Genomic DNA, 20,531 nt, shown 5'->3' with positions numbered 1-20,531 from the left:
GCCCCTTCGTTGTTAAGTATGGCAAAAGCAGCCTTGTGCATCAGCATTAATTACGGCTCCTTGATACGGAGTTTGTTGGGTATAAGTCACAACCTTGTCCACCATATCTTTGCCGGTGAAACAGCCATAGCCTGTTGCATAAGGGCCCAGGTATCTAAGTTGATAGTCTTTATCAACAATCACGAGTGCCGGCACCGAGCTAAGCATTTCTTTGAGGTTTGGCGCCGACTCAATATTCATTGAAGTAAGCTGATATTGCTCGTTTTCAAAGCGATTGAGCAGCTGTGTCTGATGTGGTTTGGTTAGGCTATCGCAATAGCAGTTTGAGGCAGTACCAATGTGTACAATGCTACCTGCTTCTACGTTTTGTTCCTTCAAAAAAGCAACAAAGTTGCTGTCGAAGTGCGGTGATGTTGAAGCGTGCAGCAAAACACCATCCGGATCGAATTCAGATATCTGACGCTGCCCATGAAGAAGCAGCGCCACAAGCATTGAAACGGCCCAACCTATAAGCAAAGCCCAGTGAATGGTTTGGCGCATGATGTTGCAAGCTTAAAGCGTTCAATAGCGCCACGCATTTTTCGAGACACTGTTGTAAGAATTTCAACTTCCGACGCTAATGACTTCGCCGTTACTACCTCCTCAGAAGTAAATTCGCTGAGTCGAGCGGTGCTCTGTGCAATGGATGATGATGCGGTTTGTTGCTCCATTGCCGACGAGGCAATTTCAGTCATGCTTTGGCTTGCATCACGAATCAGGCTCATAATTTGTGTCATAGAATTTGAAGCGGTCTCGCTAGATAACACAGCCTCATCAACTAGCTGTATACATTGTTGCATTTGCTCCACCGAACTTGCGGTTTGTGCTACGAGCTGCTCGGTGATACTGGTAATTTGGTCAGCACTTTCTTTCGAGCGAATAGCTAGCGTTCGCACTTCGTCAGCAACTACAGCAAAGCCTCTGCCATGTTCGCCCGCTCGCGCAGACTCAATGGCTGCGTTAAGTGCAAGCAGGTTAGTCTGCTCAGCCACTGCTGTAATAGAACGCATGGCCTCTGAGATATGCGCGCATTGTTCATTTAGCGCAGAGTTGGTTTTAGCCGCGTCATTTAAGGTTTTACGTAATGAATCGACTGTGCGGCTTGAACTTGAAATTGACTCACGCGTTGCCTGGGAAGACGATTCTGCCGCAGACGCTTTGTCGCTAGCTACAGCAGTTTGCTCTGACGACAGCTGCATGGTTTGGGCTATTTCTTCTGAAGATGCTGAAACCATGGCGATTTCTTGGTCTGTTTTATGCGTTATCTCAAACATTTCATTGGCCGAGATTTCCATTTTGCCGCACCCACGAACTACGTCGTCGGTAAGCGAAGATGCCAACTCTACGAGCTCTTTTACTTGTTCGATAAGTTCAGCGAATGGCCTTACTACTCTGTTTTTCTTATCTATCTCAACGGTAAGGTCAAGTTTTCCATCGTCTAGCTGCATACTGTCTATCGCTAAGCGAAGTTCGGCTGCACCGGCGCCTTCTTGATGCGCTTGCTTGGCCATATACATTAGGACGCCTCCTTCAGACACGGCAAAAGCAGCATGCATCAGTAGAAGCGGGAAGGTTACATGACCTTCCTCAAAAATAAACAGAGGTGCGCCGCCAGACTGTAGAAAGAAAAAGCTAATGTGATGCACAGCTACCACACCAGTGCCGGTAGCTACCACTTTCCAATCACGAAAGTAAGATAAAAATGCCAGCAGCACGAATATCTCGAAATGCATTTCGATCAAACCGAAAGACTGATGTATGTGCAGTGCGGTAAGTAATTGTGCGCCAATGGCCATAGCATGACGGCTTATGGCAGAGTATGGGTCTTGAAAGCTTAAAAATAAAGGGACGGCAGCAATAGGAATACCAAACATAAACGCAGGCAATAGCTCACCAGTAAACATACCTATGGCCACTGCCATAATAAGCTGTGCCACTATAACAACGCGAAATATTTTATGACCTTCCTGAAGCCAAGGGTACTGCATGCTATTCTCCGACCAATATTCTGAGGTAAGTGTAGGTTATAAATTTAAGGTGTGCTAACTTCCAATGTTTTACGTAAGCGAGTGATTTAAGACCATTTAACTTTGGTATAAAAAGCATCAAAAAATGTTTTTTATTTCCCGTGACATGTGAAAAATATAAAAACGTTAGAGACGAAAAAGCGCGTAAGGAACTAGAGGCATGCCAAACATTGCATTGTTATCGACCGACAATCTTGAAGACTTTTTTGTGTATGACGAACTGTTGATTCCGTATTTCAGCAAGCAGGGCTGGGGGGTAGAAACGGTTTCCTGGCACTGTGCATCAGAAAACTGGTCCCGTTTTGATTATGTCATTGTGCGCAGCACGTGGGACTATCAGCAGCACGCAGACGAATTCCTATCATGTCTTAAGGCCATTGATGCGTCGAAGGCTACGTTGTTAAACCCACTGCGTTTAATGCAATGGAACATTGAAAAGTTCTATTTGAAAGACCTCTACAATAAAGGCGTAAACATTGTAGATACCCTGTGGTGTGACGCCTTTGACTCATGCGAAATTGAAAACGCCTTTACCCATTTTGCGACCGATACCATTGTGGTAAAGCCTGTACTAAGTGCCAATGCAGACGATACTTTTAAGCTATCTAAACAGGGCTGGGCAGCACAATTAAATACACTTGCGCGCGTGTTTGCATCTCGACGTTTTATGATTCAACCATTCTTAACGAGCGTTGTGGAAGAGGGAGAATACTCGTTATTTTATTTCGGTGGGCAGTTAAGCCATGCCATAAAAAAAGTGCCCCAGCGTGGTGATTTTAGAGTGCAGGAAGAGCATGGCGGTAGTTTGTTTTTGGTTAACGCTGATGCCGCCCAACAAGAAATAGCTACTCAAGCGTTAAATGCTATGCCGCTACCCGCGTTATATGCCAGAGTGGATTTAATTAAACATAACAACGAATGGGCAATTATGGAGTTGGAGCTTATTGAACCGTCGTTATATTTTAACTTAGATGATGCTTCGCCTGAACGTTTTGTTAACGCCATGCTGGCGTATCATGAGGCGGCACAAAAATAAAAAGGCCCCAACAGCGCAGATTCTCTGTTGGGGCAAAGGCTAAAAGCCTGAAGGGTTAATGCCTTACCATTTGTTTAGACGACACCGAGCGCTTACTCTCCACAAAGCTTCGTTGTGGCGCTCTGCTGGGGCTTGCCACGTTTCTGCTCACCTTGTTACTTATTTGCTGACTCACTTTGCTACTTTCGCGCTGCGTTTTTAGCTGCTGAGGAGCTTGTCTTTTGGTTGGCTGTCTTTCAATGGCTCGTCTTTCGTTATAGGTTTTCAGCGCTTTTGATTGCCTCGCAGGCACTGCGCTAGTTTGTCGCTGAGCCCTATAGCTATTATCCACTCTTGCTAATCGCTCAGACTTAGCGCTGCTTACGCGCTGTGTTTTCGCTGTCTTTGCGGTAACAGGTGAAATACGTTCCGACCTACTTTGCTTAAGCTTCTGAAGCGTTGCTTCTCGCGACGGTGATAACCTGCTTTGTTTTGTCTGCTTAAGCTGTGCTGTGGTCTCTAGCTTTTGCTTACGTGGCGTAGCGTTGTGCAATTTGTCGCGATGTACATTGACCGCTGCCTGTTTTTTTTCAGAAAGTCTGCTGGCTTGCAGTGCACGCGATGTGTTGGCACTTATCTCTCGCTTTGTTACAGCAAGATTGTTTCTTGGCGACGCAGTGGTACGTACTACCGGAGAATGCCTGCTTTTACTTTGCACGTGCTTGTTGTAACGCGGCGGTGCATGATGCACAACCCGTGATGAATAGCGTGCACGTCGATGTTCACTTCGATGTTGCCAACGTTGATAGCCATTGCTTACAACACGTTTACGCGGGCTGCCGTGATAAAAGTGGCGTACCGGCTGTCTATGCACCACTACATAGCGGTTATGCCAGTGAAGGCCACCAAAGTAGAAGAAACTCGATAGGCGAACGCGAGGGGCCCAAAACACATTATGGTGATGGTGATAGCTTACGCGATGGTGCCAGTAAATAGGTGATGTGGCATGCCACCAATTACCATACACAACGTGTGGGTTGTAGAAAGGTACATACACAACTTCACGCTGACGCGGGGCAATGTAGATTATCTCTCTTTCACGCTCACGTTCTCTTTCAACTTCAACGTAATCGTTGGTGACAAGGTTACCTGTGTTGTGTGCATGCTGTCGAAGTATCTGCACGCGGTCCAACACGCGCGCCTCGCTAATCAGTACACTATCGCCTAACTGCTGCAACCACTCAAGGTCGCTAGCCATGGTATTGAGTAAGTCGGTAAAGGGCGCGAGCGCTTTTACGCTTGGGTCCCAAGTTACGCTCTCTAATACATTTTCCACTTGCTCGGGCGTTAAATGCTGGTTGCTCTGACGCCAGCGGTCGGCAGCAACCACGTCGAGCGGGTAAGTAGCAGCAATTAGAATATGTGACAGCAACGTGTCGGGATAGAGCGCGATTGGCGCAAGCATGCTGTCTAGTTCAGCGTCAGAAAACTGCTGTTCACTTGAAACAACAGACATGTCGGCGCCACTGAGTAAAGGCTCGGTTTGCGCAAGGGCAGGCAACGAGGCTGTGCCTGAAAGCGCCAATAGTACTGATAAGGTTATGTTTTTCATACAGTCTCCTTACATTGCTCTGCAACTTCACAAAGAAATTACGATGGCAACGTGGTAAGTCTGTATATGTTATAAACAACCTTGCATTAACCTAACCTGAATAAAAAGCCCGCAATTGAACGTGGTTCAAATGCGGGCTTCTTTAATTGCGGTAGTGAGAGGGCTGCTTGCTATTTAAAAACGTGCGGGTCGAATGCGTGCCCTAGCTTTTCGGTTTTTGTCTTTAAATAGTGTTTATTGTCTTTGGTAATGCCATGATCAATAGGTTTTCTAGCCACAACGTCTATGCCCAGCGCCTTCAATGCGCCTAGCTTCTTAGGGTTATTGGTCATTAGTTCTACGTGCTTTACGTTAAGCGTGTCTAGCATCAACTTACAAATGTCGTAGCTTCTTAAGTCGGCGTCGAAACCAAGGTGCTCATTGGCCTCTACAGTATCCATGCCGCTATCTTGTAAGTTATAAGCGCGTATTTTATTTAGAAGGCCAATGCCTCGCCCTTCTTGGCGAAGGTAAAGTAAAACGCCATGCCCTTTGTCAACGATATTCTGCATCGCTTTTTCAAGCTGAAAGCCGCAATCGCAGCGGGTACTAAATAGTGAGTCGCCGGTTAAACACTCTGAATGAATTCGAATTGGCACCACGTCGTCTTCCTTCCAATTACCATAGGAAAGTGCAACGTGCTCTTGGCCACTGGCTTCCACAAAGCCGTGAATTTTAAAATCACCCATTCGTGTGGGTAATTTTGCTGAACTGACGAATTCGTATTTAGGCTGTTTGCTACTCATGTTACTTCTACACTTTGGACAGTAAGCAGTAAGTGGGGATAACTTTGTTTTTTGCAAGCCAGTTATCGCCAACTTTGGGGCTTAACATATCGGGTTTTTTACATTATACGCGTTTTATCGGTATTTAGCGCGGTCATGGACGCGTTGAAAGTTACAGAGGCGTGAAGTCTTTCAGTGGTGCAGGTTTGGCAACGCCAAAACCTTGGGCAAAGTCTATTCCTATTTTTCCTAGCTCTATCATTATGGCGTCGCTTTCAACAAACTCTCCAACAGTTTGCATGCCCATGGCTTTGGCAACGTCATTAATCGACGCTACCATAGCGGTATCTACGCTGTCGTTCAGCATATCCTTTATAAACATACCGTCTATTTTTACCTGGCTTACGGGTAAGCTTTTTAGGTAGCTATAAGATGAAAAGCCACTGCCAAAGTCGTCAAGTGCAAAAGTACAGCCTAGACGATTGAACGTGCGCATAAAGCTAAGCGTGTCTTCCATTTTTATAATGGCGACAGACTCAATAACTTCGAAACATATTTTATGATAAGGAATGTTGTAGTTTTCAAACGCGTTTAACACAAATAACGTGAAGTCTCGGTCTGCTAAAGAATGGCAGTTCAAGTTAATACTACAGCGTTTAAGCTGTTCTAGGTGCTCAGGGTTTTCGGAAAGCCAAGTAAACGTATTGGTGACTACCCATTTATCTACCTTGACGTTCATTTCAAATCGTTCGGCCGTAGGAAGAAAGTTAGCGGGTTCTACAATGTTGCCGTTGGTTTCTCTTAAGCGCAGCAGAATTTCGTAGTAGTGACCCTCGTTAGCTTGCCTTAATGGTCTAAGCGACTGGTAGTAAAGCTCGAAGCGACCTTCTTCTAGTGCATTGTTAATCGATGAAACCCAGTCTAATTCTCGTTGGTAGCGCTGCATGCTTTCATCGTTTTTATTATATCGATGAACCTGATTCCGCCCCTGTTCTTTAGCAAAATAACATGCTGCATCGGCCATACTTAAATACTGACCAGGGTTAACGATGCTGTCATCACACACCACCATACCAATACTGACGCCAAGGTTAAAAATGCGGTTGTCCCACATAAACCGATATGCTTGAACGGCATTAAGTATTTTTACTGCATTTACATAAACACTGTCATCATCTTCACCAAAATAAATGATACCAAACTCGTCGCCACCTAAGCGTGCGACCAACGTGTTGCTGCTGACGGTGTTTTCTATTAATCGAGCGATATCTTTAATTAGCACGTCACCCGCTTTATGGCCACAGGTGTCGTTTACAACTTTAAATCGGTCGAGATCGAGGAACAACAAGCACATTGGAACATCGGACTCTTGCGCTATTTTGTTTTTGAGTTCACTTTCAAATTGTCTGCGGTTGTATACGCCAGTTAAAGAATCGTGAGATGCAAGATATTGCAGGCTTAGGTCTGATTGCTTTTTCTCTGTAATATCAATAATAGAACCATACAAGTATTGTCCTTCACCGCTCTCTCGCGATTGACAGGACAAAGAAAACCAAAATTCGCTGCCGTCTTGTCGCTTACCGCGTATTTCCCTACCTGTAACATGACCTTGTTGAGACAGCTCACCAAGCAGCACGTTTCTGTCTTCTGGGTTAGCGTAAAAGACCTTAGTGCTAGCACCTTCTGACAACATACTATTTTCGTCCTTAAAACCAAACACTTTGCACATTGCTGGATTAACTGAAATGAGTTTGCCGTCCCATGTAGACGTATAGTGACCTTCAGCAGAATTTCTGAATAAGTCGTAGAAGTGATTAAGGTTGGTGATGGTTTCTGCTTGTTTTGAAAATCTTTTCTGATTGAGCATTCGCTCTTTCGCAATAACGGCAAAGCCAAAACACATAAAGCCCATGGTAAGGAAAAACAGCATGCCAATAGCGACGTCGATGGTGTATACGAGGTTACTGAAAAGGTTTAGCGATACCAAAGCGTAAAAAACAAAAAAGGCAAGCCACGCCACATTGTAGGTACGGCTTACCGTTATGCTGGCATTATTGTAAAACATCAAAGAAAGAATCACTTGATAAACACCCATCGTGGCGGTGAGTACCAGCAGTGTAATAGTAACGGCGTAGGCATCTAGCAAGAAACAATAAGCAACAGCAGCAGTAGGCGCTGCGTAGTTTGCTAGCTTTAATAATGATGGCAGCGGTGAAAATAAATGGTGTGTTACTTTTGCAAGGCATAACAATAACAGACCAAAACATGCGGCGTATGCCCATTCGCTGGTGTTAGTAATAGACGGCCATATCGCTAACCCGCCTTGCGTTATAAATAGCAGTGCTACGATTGTGAGCGACGACATGGTTAACCAAAAACGTGTAGGTATGCGTTGGTACAAATAAGAGAAGAAAAAGTAGAACGTAAGCACTGCCATCACACCCGACATTGCCCCTAGCAATGTGAGTAAATGCGTGTCGTGTTGCCTCAGTAAGTCACGGTTCCACAGCGCAATAGGGAAGTGCCGTAACCCTAGATCTTTAATACCTATAAGCAGCTTGGCGTCTTGTTGCGGCTGAAGTGAAAACGACAACCTAATGTTGGGTAATGGTTGCTTTAATGAATAGTCGCCCTTACCCGCGCGATAACGGTAGGACTTAATAATACGCTGGCTACTATCGAGCAAATAAATCTGCAGGTCATCCACGTTTAGGCGGTCAATATTTAAAACCAGAGGTATTTCACTGTAGCCTTCGTGCTTAAGCGCTGTGGTAAGCCAAAGCCTACTGTTGTTTGATGATTCGTCAACGGCATGGCTGCCTTTCAATACATCAAAATAGGTTGCAGCATTTGGTGCCAAGGTGATGGACGCGTGTTGATTAATAACCGCACGTGAGAAAGATTCGTTTACCTCAAGTTGTCCATTAGCATAAGCAGATGCACAAGAACACACGTAGCTAAATAGCAAAGCTAAAAGGGAAGTTAATAGCGGTTTAGGAAGCAGATTCATGGCAACCTTCGCACTTAAACGTGTGTTTTCTATAAAATAATACTAATCCACATCACGTTATAAAAACAGCTTTGTTTCATGTTTACTCATCAGCATTGTGTAAGTAACGCACAAGTGCAGCAGTATCTTGTTGAGTGCCAATGGGCTCTAGCCACATAGATTCACATAGCCATTCAATGCATAACACGCATTGAAAGAAAGGGTCACTTGATGTGCTTGAAAGTACCACTTGAAAACGGTCTGCCCCCCAATCTGACTCACTAGCTTCCAATGAAAATAGTTGTTTGAAATTATCTACCCACTGCTGAGTTTTTAGCGGTGTTGTTGGTAGTGGCTGCATAATTTCAATACTTGTTTCTCCAACTCGCATGCTGTTTAGCACAGTGCTTCTTGTTAACTGCTGCATGATAAACTTACTTGGTGTGCATTCTTAGGAGGCAATGCAATTTCGTCGTGGTCCCATTTTGCATTATACGGTGTAGACGAGGCCTTAAGCACCTGTTGTGCAAGCGCTAGATCACCCTTTTCTGCATGTTCTATTGCTTGCTGCAAAATATGCGTTCTTGGAATAAAAGAGGGGTTAAAAGCAAGCGTATCACGGTTTACTACAGCCCCTTGGTATGCCGTATACCAGCTATCAAATTTCTCTCTATTTACAAAAAAGTCGCGAATTGGCAGCGACGATTGTGTTTGTTGTGAAAGCGACAGCGCAAGTCTTCTAAACGACAGCGTGTAGTCTTGCTGCTCGTCTTCTATCATTGCGATAAACCCTTGCATTAAGCCAACACCTTCCTGCGTAGCTGGTAAGCCCATTCTTTCTGTCATTGCCTTTTGGTATTGGTTTATAAATGTTGTTTCAAATAGCGATAGGGTTTCTTTAATTTCTTCAATACTCACAAATGGCGAGAAAGCGTGGGCTAGCGCATTTAAGTTCCAAAGCGCTATACCAGGTTGCTGTTTAAACGCGTATCTGCCGCTGTAGTCAGAGTGATTGAATACCGCATCGGCTTTGTAGTTATCGATAAATGCATAAGGGCCGTAGTCGAAGGTTATTCCATGAATTGACATGTTGTCGGTATTCATTACACCGTGGACAAAACCATGGGTTTGCCACAAGGCAATCATTCTTGCGGTTCGTAACACAATGGCTTTTAACATTGCTTTATGCGGGTTATCGGCATGCTTAAATTGTGGATAATGGTAAGTGAATGCGAAATCAAATAACGCATTAAGCCTGTCTGTTTGGCGAGAATGATAGAAATACTCGAAATGACCAAATCGAAGGTGGCTTGGTGCGGTGCGGATCATCATAGCACCCATTTCAGGTTGTTCTCTGTAAACGGTTTCGCCACTTGTAAACATGGCCAACGAGCGGCTTGATGGAATACCCAAATAATGCAGTGCTTCGCTGCCAATGTATTCCCGTAACGTTGAACGTAACACGGCACGACCATCGGCATGACGAGAGTAGGGTGTTGGGCCTGCGCCTTTAAGGTGGAGGTCGGTTATTTCTCCTTGGCTATTGGCAACCTCACATAACAACAACCCTCGTCCGTCTCCTAAGTCTGGGTTCCATTGACCAAATTGGTGGCCACCATACTTTTGTGCAAACGCTTTTTTTGTGAGGGGGGTAACAGGGGATAAAAGCCACGGAAGCAGCGTTTCTGAGCTATCAATATGCTTATTTAAGCCAATTTCTCTGGCAAGCGACGCATTAAAAAATGCAAGCTGCATTTCTTTTAATGGTGTAGGTGTTATAACCTGACCTAATGATGACAACGAATCTGCATAGTTATGGGTTATTGTCATCAAAGATCCTTAGTAATGAAGTGCATGAAAGTGTGCATTTAAAAAAGAAAATACATTGAAGCTTAGGAATTAAACCAGCATCCATTAATTGCTGTATATATTACAACACAATAACAACAGCGTTAATAAAGCGTTTTGAGGGAAGGGATATGCTAACACTACATCATTTAAATAATTCACGTTCACAGCGAATATTGTGGCTGCTTGAAGAGCTTGGAGTTGAATATAAAATTGAACGTTATCAGAGGGATAGTGTTACCAATTTGGCGCCTGATTCGCTTCGAGCTGTACACCCATTAGGGCGCTCACCAGTACTTAGCACACCAAATGGTGCCATTGCTGAGTCGGGAGCTATTATTGAATACCTCATTCACAATCATAGCGACTCGCATTTTAAAACGCCTACCGAACCAGAAGCCTTACAGCAATATTGGTTTTGGCTGCATTTCGCAGAGGGCTCACTTATGCCGCCATTAGTGGCAAACTTGGTATTAGAAAAAGCGCGTCAAAAAGGGTCGAAACCTTTCTTTATTAAACCTATTACCAACAAGCTCGTAGATGGTATTTTAAATGCCTATTACGGCCCTAACTTAGCGCAAAGCCTGCGCTATGTTGAATCTTACCTATCTAAAAACGACTGGTTTGCGGGCGACGCACCAACGGGCGCTGATGTGCAAATGATTTTCCCACTAGAATCGATAGTGGCTAGCGGTCGCGCAAAAGATTTCGCCGCCATCCAAAGCTATGTGAAGCGAGTTCACGCACGAGAGGCTTACAAAGCAGCTCTTGAAAAAGGTGGGGAATACGCTTACGCATAGCGCTGTTAAGCACTGCAAGCGTGAAATGGTAAAACGTGAAATAGTAAAAGTAGTGTACTGTGAGCGACGACAGGTAATTACCTAGTCGTCGCGGCTAATGTAGTCGCTAATAAGCTGAATAAACGCTTCGCCATAACGTTCTAGTTTAGTTTGCCCAACACCGCTTACATCTAGCATGGTGTTTTTGGTAGTTGGAAGTTTGCACGCCATATCAACCAGCGTGGCATCGCTGAATACCACATAGGGTGGCACCTCGTTTTCCTCTGCCAATACTTTGCGTAAATGCTTTAAGCGCGTAAATAGGGTTCTATCGTAATTAGCGGGCGCATGTTTGGCTTTCTTCTTATCGGGCTTAAATTCTAAGCGTGGTACGGCTAATTGGACCGCTACATCACCCTTCAATACTGGGCGAGCTGCTTCGGTTAACCGTAATGCGGCATGGGCCGTAATATCAACGCGAATAAGCCCTTTGTGTACCAGCTGATTAATAATATTGGCCCAGTAGCTGTCTGACTTGTCTTTGCCAATACCGTAAGTGGAGAGCTGATGATGGCCAACTTCTTGAAGTTTTCGCAGCTGTTTGCCACGCAAGACGTCAATAACATATTGGCTGGACGCCTGCTGTGAAAGGCGCAAAATACAAGACAGCACTTTTTGCGCTATTACTAACCCATCAACCATTTTAGGTGGGTCTAGGCAAATATCGCAATTTCCACAGGCGCTATCGCTAAATTCAGAAAAGTAATTTAATAGTACCTGTCTGCGGCAGGTTTGTGCTTCTGAAAAAGCCTCCATAGCCGCAAATTTTTGTAGCTCAATATGATTGCGTTCGGCAATTTCGCCTTGCTCAATCCATTGCTTTACGCGCGCTGCGTCTTTCTCATCAAACAGCAGTAGCGCTTCCGATTCCAGTCCGTCCCGTCCCGCTCTACCGGTTTCTTGATAGTAGCTTTCAACGCTTCTCGGCACGTCGTGATGCACAACATAACGCACGTTCGATTTGTTAATGCCCATACCAAACGCAACAGTTGCTACCACAATATCTACTTTGTCATTAAGGAACTGTCGCTGAACCAATTCGCGTTCATCGTTATCCATGCCGGCATGATAGGCCGCACAGCGGAAACCTTGGCGACAAAGTTTGGCAAACAGGTCGTCTACTTTTGCTCGGCTATTACAGTAAATAATTCCGCTACCGTCTTGCTGTTTAACGTAGTCGACAACCTGATCGAAAGCCTTGTATTTGTTCATAACGCGATAGCGTATGTTAGGGCGGTCGAAACTGCCTTTGTAAACAAGGGGCTTAGCTAAATTTAGCTGAGTAAGAATATCTGCCTGTGTAGCGGTGTCGGCTGTGGCTGTTAACCCAATAACAGGTATGTTAGGAAAACGAGACTTAATTTGCCCTAGCGCGCGATAGTCTTGTCTAAAGTCATGGCCCCAATGCGATACGCAGTGCGCTTCATCAATAGCAAACAAGCATATGTTGGTATGGCTAAGTGCTTGCTGAAAATAGTACTGCATTAGCCGTTCTGGTGACACATACAAAAGGTCTAGCTTGCCAGACTGAAGGTCGTCGTTAATACGCGCTTGAGCTTCCGGTTCAAGCGTAGAGTTTAAATACGCGGCTTTAACGCCTAACGCTTTTAGCTGCTCTACTTGGTCTTGCATTAAGGAAATAAGCGGAGATACTACAACCGCCGTGCCTTCACGCACCAATGCTGGAATTTGATAACACAGCGATTTGCCGCCACCTGTTGGCAATAACACAAGTGCATCACCGCCGTCACAAACATGGTGAATAACTTCGTCTTGACCATCACGAAATGCACCATAACCAAACACGTCTTTTAATACGCGTTCGGGTGTGGGTTTGGTATCAGATAGTGATTCTGAAATGTTGTCGGCAATAGCAGATGTCATGCGTGAGATTTTACGCTTTTTTCTTGTGAGCTTCACGGGGCAAATGCAAAAACTAGACTAAAATTCAGCGTAAATTTCTACGGTATGGGTGTGACACGGCTATTTTTAAAGCGAATGGGTGAATTTTGTCCGATTAATTGAAAAAACAGTCGGAATACCAGCAAGATTGTGGTTGGCACAGTAGAACGACATAACAAAAAGGGTGATCGCACCGCGTTTGGCACCGGTACTTATATGTTGGGGTAAATAACCATATCGTAGGTGTTTGTAATATGGGAAAATACCCACCTATAAGCATGAGTTGAAGTCAGTGTTTTTACAGGAGGTACAGCATGGCTGAACCATTACCAGATTTAATTGAAGAGATTGTTACCGAGAGTATGGGTGACGATCCGGCCACACTATTAGCCACGCTCAGTGGGCAAGATGACGTAAATATTGCGTCGTTACTTGAATCTTTACCTGTTGAAAAGCGTCTTGCTGTATGGGAAGGAATTCCCCGTGACCGCAAATTAGATGTGCTGGTTGAAATGCGTAGCGACCCGCGTGAAATTCTTATCGACAATACTCCGCATAATGAATGGGCCTCTATCTTTGCAGACATCGACGCCGAGGATTTATTGGAGCTTTTAGACTCTTTACCGAAGCGCCTCGTTGATATGGCCTATGAGTCACTTGACTCAAAAGAGCGAAAGTATTTTAGAGAGGCCACTCAGTTTTCTGACAATCAAATAGGTCACTGGGTTAATCACGAGCAACTGGTATTGCCTTCAAACGCCAAAGTGCGCGAAGGTCTTCGTTTGCTGCGTCGTGATATACCGCAGCACTGCGACAGCATATTTTTGGTAAATCGCTCTGGACAGTTTTCTGCTTTGGTTAAGATAAATCATTTATTCACCGCGCAAGACCATGTGTCGTTGTTCGATTTATCTGAAGAAAATGTTACCACTATTCAAGGTGAAGACGACGCCACTAATGCGTCGTTATTGGTGCAACGTTCGGGCCTTGCTTCGTTACCCGTAGTTGATGAAAACAATAAGTTACTGGGCCGTTTGGATGTTACTTCGGCAAGCGAATTGGTAAACGAATTCTATGAACGCCAAGTGATGGCGTCGGCGGGTATGGATGAAGACGAAGATTTATTCTCGCCAGTGGCTAAAAGTGCCAAAAACAGAGCCTTGTGGTTAGGCATTAACTTGTTAACCGCGTTTTTAGCGTCGTGGTTTATAGGACTTTTTGAAGGTACGCTTCAACAAGTTGTGGCGCTAGCAGTGTTGATGCCAGTAGTAGCGAGTATGGGAGGCATTGCCGGTAGCCAGACACTAACGCTTATTGTGCGTGGATTGGCGCTAGGGCAGGTAACCCCTGCAAACTTGCGGGCGCTAATGGTAAAAGAGTTAAAAGTGGGAGGCGTAAACGGCGTTATTTGGGCCCTGGTTATTGGCATAGTGGCGTATTTTTGGTTTACCGACGTTATGCTTGGCGTGGTAATTTGCCTGGCAATTTTATTTAACATCGTAGCCGCCGCATTAGCTGGGGTGTTTGTGCCGGTAATTTTGGATAAATTGAAAATAGACCCAGCGCTTTCAGGCTCGGTAATTTTAACAACGGTTACTGATATTGTTGGTTTTGTTGCGTTCTTAGGGTTAGGCACACTCTTCTTACTGTAAATATGTTTAAAGCGCAGCTCAGTGTGCTATAAAGCTGCCTTTTTTCATTTTTAAGAAGCGCGATATCACGTTTGTAAGAACACGATTAACTAATAACGCCCTTACATCCTCTATCTTATTGCTTTTGCCGCATCGGAAAGTAAAAAAGGTTGTTTAATCACCTACTGTGATAAACAATACGCGCCTTTCACCCCCCAGTATATTCGGAGTCTTCCTTGTCTAAGCAAGCAAACGCTGCCCAAGTTGGTGTTATCTGCGCTATTGCCGCCTACAGTATGTGGGGCGTTGCACCGGTTTACTTTAAACAGCTAATGGTACTTCCGGCTGCAGAAATTCTAATGCACCGCGTTATTTGGTCGGTGGTATTGCTGGTGGGTTTAATTGCTGGTTTAAAGCAGTGGCCAAAAGTGATGGCAGCGTTTAAAAATAAACGCGTTATGCAGATTTTGTTTGTAGCCGGCTTGCTGCTAGGAGCGAACTGGTTACTGTTCATATGGGCGATTAACAACGATCATATTCTTGATGCTAGCCTTGGTTATTATATTAACCCGCTTATAAACGTGTTCTTGGGTAGGCTATTTTTGGGTGAGCGCTTGCGCGCATTGCAACGAGTAGCGGTAGGATTAGCCGTGGTTGGTGTTGCTATTTTGGTTATATCCTACGGACAAGTACCTTGGATTGCACTTGTGCTTGCAGGTAGTTTTAGTGTTTACGGTTTGTTGCGCAAGCAAGTTGCAGTTGATTCTTTACCCGGCCTTTTCATTGAAACGTTAATGCTGTCGCCTTTAGCGATTGGGTATTGGATATTCTTTGGTTCAGAATACAGTAACTTATTTAATAACGACACAACGCTAAACCTGTTTATTTTGGCAGCAGGAATTGTGACTACAGCACCATTGCTATGCTTTACGGCAGCGGCACGACGTATCATGTACTCAACCCTAGGTTTCTTTCAGTACATTGGCCCTTCGCTAATGTTTATTCTTGCGGTTTACCTATACAACGAGCCACTTGAAGAGTCGCGTTTGGTAACGTTCGGTTTTGTATGGTGTGCTTTGCTGCTATTCAGCGCAGATTCTCTGGTGAATTACAGTCAGCAGCGTAAATTAAAGCGCGCTGCTGTGTAAGCGTAGTTAAAGTAACGATGCTTGCTCGGTGCTAGATGTATCGGGCTGTTCGCACATTACTTGGTTTCGGCCGTTATTTTTTGCCGCATATAGCTGTTTGTCTGCACTGCTAAGCAGTTTGTCTACACGCTGAGTGCGCGCGCCACATACGCCAATACTGCACGTTACTTTTATGTCGGTTGTTGGCAGCTTGATAACTTCAGCTTCTACCACTTTTCTAAAGTCATCTAATCGTTCACACGCTTCATCAAGAGGCGTGTTTGGCATGTAAATACAAAATTCTTCGCCGCCAAACCGTGAAATTATCTCGTCAGGGAAGTAAAACTCGATAAGGGCTGCCATGGCTTTTAGCACAATGTCGCCTGCATCGTGGCCGTGGGTGTCGTTTATCGATTTGAAAAAATCCAAATCGATGAGCGCGAGAGCATGATCTTCAGATAAGGACTGGTGCTGAACGGTAACTGTGTAAAAGAAATGGCGACGGTTAGGTAACCCAGTTAAATAGTCGGTATTAGCTACGCGTCTTATTTCTTCAACGCTTTCAATATATTCAACGTTTTGCATAACACGGCAAAGAAATTCTTCATGGCAGTAAGGAATGCGTAAAAAGTCGTTAGCACCACTTTTGATGAAATGGGCAGACATCAACATACCTTGTCCGCCTGCTACGCCCATAATGGCCAGCTGCTCTTTTGAAAAAGACTTACGCAAAAACGCAACAAACTTGGTACCTGTCATGTCGGGCAACGTGTTATCGGTAATCACCAAACGAATGTTCTGATGCCCCGATAGCTGCTGCATAGCGTCGTTAGCAGTAAGTGATTCAAAAGCAACAAAGTTGTGTCGTTGAAGCAATGAAATGGTGCGCGAGCGCAGCACACGATTGGTGCTCACTACTAAAACGCCTGTCGATTTATTCTTCTCTAAACGACTAATAAGACGGCTTAGGTAGTCATAGTTTTGTGAGTTTTCTTTGGGTATATAATCAACCACATCACGCTCTAGCACTTTATCTCGGGTGGCGTTGTCGAGGGTTTCTGTGGTGGCGATGGTAGGAATATAAGCACTGGCAGTAAAGTCGATAGCTTGACCGTGAGGGGCATCGGGAAGCGAATAGGCAACAATGGCGCACAAAAAGGTTTCAGGCACATTTTGAGAGAAGCGTGCCTTTCCTTCAGTAAGCGACGTCGCGCCCACAGGTGTTAAGCCGGCGCGACGCACCAGCTTTGCTATAAGTTCAAGGTTGCCTTCACCATTTTCGATGATCAGCACGTGTTGCTGCATACATTCCAACTTAGGTTTGGGCTACCCTGCCGTTATGTTTACGCTTTTTCCAGCTTAGCGTAGGCAAGGACTAGCCATTTACTGCCGAACTCGTCAAAGTTTACTTGAACACGTCCGTGTTCACCGCTGCCTTCATAATTCAAAACTATGCCTTCACCGAATTTGCGATGTACAACGCGCTCGCCTAATTGAAATCCAGTCTCTTCAAAGCTTGCGTGCGATGTTGCTTGGCTAAATCGGTTATGAACAGGGCGCGAGATGGTTGATTTTAAACGTACTTCTTCAACGCAATCCGCAGGCATCTCACGAATAAAACGCGATGCCGTATGATACTTATCTTGACCGTACAATCTACGACTTTCTGCATACGTTATATACAATTTTTGCATGGCACGCGTCATACCAACATAGCAAAGGCGGCGCTCTTCTTCCATTCTGCCTGGCTCATCGTTGGTCATTTGGCTTGGAAACATGCCTTCTTCAACACCGGCTAAAAACACCAGTGGGAACTCGAGCCCTTTTGCGGTGTGAATAGTCATCATTTGCACAGCGTCTTGGTCAGTGTCGGCCTGTTGCTCGCCAGCTTCTAACGAGGCGTGTGCCAAAAAGGCAGCGAGCGGTGTCATTTCTTCGGCTTCTTCAGGCACGATAAAAGTTTTACATGCAGTTACCAGTTCTTCTAAGTTTTCTAGACGTGCCTGTGCTTTCTCACCGCGCTCTGCCTGATACATAGCGTATAAGCCAGACTGGCGAATGGCTTTATCTGCCTGCTGTTCGAGAGGTTCATCAAGGGTTGCTTGTTCTAGTTCGGTGATAAGCAACACAAAGCTTTGCATTGCATTTAATGCACGGCCCTTAAACCCACCTTCGTTAATAAGCAGCTGACAGGCCTGCCACATCGAGCAATTGTGCATGCGCGCAGTGTCTCGCACTTGAGAAAGGGTTTTCTCACCAATACCTCTGCTTGGTGTATTTACAACACGTTCAAAGGCTGCATCGTCGTGTGGGTGGCTAACCATGCGCATATAGCCCAGCGCGTCTTTTATTTCTTGGCGCTCGAAGAAGCGTAGCCCGCCATAAATACGGTAGGCTAAACCTTCATGCAGCAGCGCCTCTTCCAGCACACGAGACTGGGCGTTGTTGCGATACAAGATAGCAGTATCGCTTAACGCATTGCCTTGATTCAGCCAATCTTTAATTTTAGAGACAATAAAACGCGCTTCATCAAGCTCATTAAAGCCTGCGTAAACTGAAATAAGCTCACCCTGCGCGTCTTCGGTCCACAGCTCTTTGCCTAAACGCCCAGTGTTATTGTCGATAACGGTATTAGCGGCTTTAAGAATATTGCCTGTCGAGCGGTAGTTTTGTTCAAGGCGAATAGTCGCGGGTTCATTGAAGTCTTTAAGGAAATGCTGAATGTTGTCAACATTAGCACCTCGCCAGCCGTAAATAGACTGATCGTCGTCACCCACAATCATAATGTTGTTGTCGCCACCGCTACATAACATGCGAAGCCAAGCGTATTGAATGTTGTTGGTGTCTTGGAATTCGTCAACCAGTACTGCACGGAAACGGCGTTGATAGTGCGCAAGTACCTCTGGGTTTTTCGCCCATAATTCATGAGCGCGAAGTAGCAGTTCGGCAAAGTCTACCAGACCTGAGCGGTCGCAAGCATCTTGATAGGCCGCATATACTTCACGCATGGTTTTTTGAATATGATCGCCGTGGGTTTCAATGTGTTGTGGGCGTAACCCTTCGTCTTTATTGCCGTTGATATACCACTGGATTTGTCGCGGCGCCCAATGTTTTTCATCCAAATTCATGGCTTTTAAAATACGGCGAATTAAGCGGTATTGGTCGTCTGAATCAATAATTTGGAAGTTTTCGGGTAAGTTAGCTTCGGCGTGATGGGCACGCAATAAACGGTGTGCTAAACCGTGGAAAGTACCAATCCACATGTTGTGAAGGCTGCGACCCATCAATGATTCAATACGGCCACGCATTTCTTTTGCGGCCTTGTTGGTGAACGTTACCGCTAAAATAGAAAATGGCGCAATATTTTCTACTTCCATTAGCCACGCTATGCGATGAACAAGAACACGGGTTTTACCACTGCCTGCACCCGCTAAAACAAGTGCGTTTTGCAGTGGCGCTGCTACCGCTTCACGTTGTTTATCGTTTAGCTCGTCTAGCAGTCGAGATACATCCATAGTGTGGCACCTATATATTGAATTTCATTACAGCATGTACGCTTTTCGGCGAGGCCAGTATTATGCCAGCTGCCTGTTAATTTATACAGTCCAGTTTTCAATTGCATGGCTTTGATACATGGTTTTGACTGGAGCTACAGGTAGCTTAGGTAAAACGCGCAAATTGAAATAAGTAATAACGAAACAATTCGATAAGTTGATCGAATTATCGGCTCGAAAGGTACAACTTCGGTATTGCCGCTTAGTATTCTCAGGTACACTTTAGCGTATGCTTGCTGGCTAGTGATACTGATTAAAATTGACGAGAAGCTAGCTGTACATGCACTAAATCAAGCACTAAATAGTAAAAGACAAACTTAAGTTCACTTACTTTGGAACATGCCCATGACCGCACAAGCTATGCCCATTGATTTTTGGTCAACGTTGAAACAAGAAGCGCAAGTTGTCGCAGACAACGAGCCTTTGCTTTCAAGCTACGTTCACGCGAGTGTACTTGCCCATCATAACTTCGAGTCATCGCTGAGTTTTATACTGTCTAACAAAATGGCAGACGACGTTATGCCTGCATTGGCTATTCGTGAAGTATTCGATGAAGCATACTTGCTAGAGCCGGGCATAAGCGAGGCTGCGATGGCCGATATTTTAGCCATTAAAGCACGTGACGCCGCGGTAAATGACTTCCTTACACCGCTATTACATTTCAAAGGGTTTCATGCAGTTCAAGTACATCGTATGGCGCACTACTTGTGGGTACATGGCCGTCATCAATTAGCGCTTTTCCTGCAAAGCCGCAATTCAGCTAGCTTCGGCGTAGACATTCACCCTGCTGCTCGTATCGGCAGTGGCGTTATGTTTGACCATGCTACGGGCATTGTGGTGGGCGAGACCGCAGTAATCGAAGATAATGTATCTATTCTACAAAGCGTTACGCTAGGTGGTACCGGTAATGAGTCTGGCGACCGCCATCCTAAAATAAGGCAGGGCGTGTTAATAGGTGCTGGTGCGAAGATACTAGGTAACATCGAGATTGGCGAAGGCTCAAAAGTAGGGGCCGGAAGTGTGGTATTAGACAATGTGCCAGCCCACGTAACCGTGGTAGGCGTACCTGCGAAGGTTGTAGGCAGACCCATTTGCCAAAGCCCATGCGAGTCGATGCGTCAAAATGTGTTAGAAGACAACCCCGAAGTATAAGTCCTAAAGGCATAGCATTTACTACATCTTTA

At 45.1% G+C, this 20,531-nt stretch carries 15 protein-coding genes; 5 read left to right on the top strand and 10 right to left on the bottom strand.

All coding sequences use genetic code 11. The annotated features are described in order from the left end of the window. Positions 1–12 precede the first annotated feature (12 nt). Together V7R35_RS09725 and V7R35_RS09720 are read right to left on the bottom strand one after the other, a co-directional pair. Positions 13–540, bottom strand: coding sequence for a DUF6436 domain-containing protein (locus V7R35_RS09725; protein WP_334014564.1), 528 nt, complete (start codon positions 538–540; stop codon positions 13–15). After that, positions 507–2,027, bottom strand: a complete 1,521-nt coding sequence (locus V7R35_RS09720; RefSeq protein ID WP_334014563.1) for a methyl-accepting chemotaxis protein — start codon at positions 2,025–2,027, stop codon at positions 507–509. Before V7R35_RS09720 ends, V7R35_RS09725 begins: the two co-directional genes overlap by 34 nt. A gap of 199 nt (positions 2,028–2,226) precedes the next feature. On the opposite strand from V7R35_RS09720, the gene V7R35_RS09715 reads away from it, so the two are divergent. Continuing rightward, a complete protein-coding gene (locus V7R35_RS09715) occupies positions 2,227–3,102 on the top strand; it encodes an ATP-grasp domain-containing protein (protein ID WP_334014562.1) in 876 nt (291 codons plus the stop codon). A gap of 55 nt (positions 3,103–3,157) precedes the next feature. Here the strand turns inward: V7R35_RS09715 and V7R35_RS09710 are convergent, their stop codons facing one another. The 5 genes from V7R35_RS09710 to V7R35_RS09690 form a co-directional block, all read right to left on the bottom strand. Continuing rightward, positions 3,158–4,693: a DUF3300 domain-containing protein gene (locus V7R35_RS09710; protein ID WP_334014560.1), complete on the bottom strand. Its 1,536-nt coding sequence runs from the start codon at positions 4,691–4,693 to the stop codon at positions 3,158–3,160. A gap of 170 nt (positions 4,694–4,863) precedes the next feature. After that, positions 4,864–5,478 carry a GTP cyclohydrolase II gene (gene ribA, locus V7R35_RS09705; RefSeq protein WP_334014558.1) on the bottom strand — a complete coding sequence of 205 codons (615 nt, stop codon included), beginning with the start codon at positions 5,476–5,478 and terminating at the stop codon, positions 4,864–4,866. Positions 5,479–5,629: 151 nt separating this feature from the next. Continuing rightward, entirely contained in the window at positions 5,630–8,467 is a 2,838-nt protein-coding gene (locus V7R35_RS09700) for an EAL domain-containing protein (protein ID WP_334014557.1), read from the bottom strand. 82 nt (positions 8,468–8,549) lie between these two features. Beyond that, the gene (locus V7R35_RS09695; RefSeq protein ID WP_334014556.1) at positions 8,550–8,873 is read right to left on the bottom strand and encodes a hypothetical protein; all 324 of its coding nucleotides are present in this window, start codon (positions 8,871–8,873) and stop codon (positions 8,550–8,552) included. Further along, positions 8,861–10,276, bottom strand: coding sequence for a protein adenylyltransferase SelO (locus V7R35_RS09690; protein ID WP_334014555.1), 1,416 nt, complete (start codon positions 10,274–10,276; stop codon positions 8,861–8,863). The genes V7R35_RS09695 and V7R35_RS09690 overlap by 13 nt, the downstream gene beginning before the upstream one ends. A gap of 149 nt (positions 10,277–10,425) precedes the next feature. On the opposite strand from V7R35_RS09690, the gene V7R35_RS09685 reads away from it, so the two are divergent. After that, complete coding sequence (locus V7R35_RS09685; protein ID WP_334014554.1) at positions 10,426–11,094, top strand: glutathione S-transferase; 669 nt, start codon at positions 10,426–10,428, stop codon at positions 11,092–11,094. Positions 11,095–11,175: 81 nt separating this feature from the next. On the opposite strand, the gene recQ is transcribed toward V7R35_RS09685, so the two are convergent. Beyond that, complete coding sequence (gene recQ / locus V7R35_RS09680) at positions 11,176–13,017, bottom strand: DNA helicase RecQ (RefSeq protein ID WP_334014553.1); 1,842 nt, start codon at positions 13,015–13,017, stop codon at positions 11,176–11,178. Positions 13,018–13,349: 332 nt separating this feature from the next. On the opposite strand from recQ, the gene mgtE reads away from it, so the two are divergent. Together mgtE and rarD are read left to right on the top strand one after the other, a co-directional pair. Beyond that, positions 13,350–14,687, top strand: a complete 1,338-nt coding sequence (gene mgtE, locus V7R35_RS09675; RefSeq protein ID WP_334014552.1) for a magnesium transporter — start codon at positions 13,350–13,352, stop codon at positions 14,685–14,687. A 215-nt stretch (positions 14,688–14,902) separates the two neighbouring features. Next, the gene (rarD, locus tag V7R35_RS09670) at positions 14,903–15,814 is read left to right on the top strand and encodes an EamA family transporter RarD (protein WP_334014551.1); all 912 of its coding nucleotides are present in this window, start codon (positions 14,903–14,905) and stop codon (positions 15,812–15,814) included. Positions 15,815–15,820: 6 nt separating this feature from the next. Here the strand turns inward: rarD and V7R35_RS09665 are convergent, their stop codons facing one another. Continuing rightward, on the bottom strand, positions 15,821–17,098 hold the full coding sequence (locus V7R35_RS09665) for a GGDEF domain-containing response regulator (protein ID WP_334014550.1): 1,278 nt from the start codon (positions 17,096–17,098) through the stop codon (positions 15,821–15,823). Between the two features lie 38 nt (positions 17,099–17,136). Continuing rightward, a complete protein-coding gene (gene uvrD / locus V7R35_RS09660; RefSeq protein WP_334014549.1) occupies positions 17,137–19,308 on the bottom strand; it encodes a DNA helicase II in 2,172 nt (723 codons plus the stop codon). A gap of 384 nt (positions 19,309–19,692) precedes the next feature. On the opposite strand from uvrD, the gene cysE reads away from it, so the two are divergent. Beyond that, complete coding sequence (gene cysE / locus V7R35_RS09655; RefSeq protein WP_334014548.1) at positions 19,693–20,499, top strand: serine O-acetyltransferase; 807 nt, start codon at positions 19,693–19,695, stop codon at positions 20,497–20,499. The last annotated feature ends 32 nt before the right edge of the window (positions 20,500–20,531 follow it).

It is taken from the genome of Alteromonas sp. S167, from assembly GCF_036864375.1.
In the GTDB taxonomy this organism is placed as follows: Bacteria; Pseudomonadota; Gammaproteobacteria; order Enterobacterales; family Alteromonadaceae; genus Alteromonas.
Note: the sequence above shows the minus strand (reverse complement) of the source record. Positions and strands in the feature narration are given on the sequence as shown.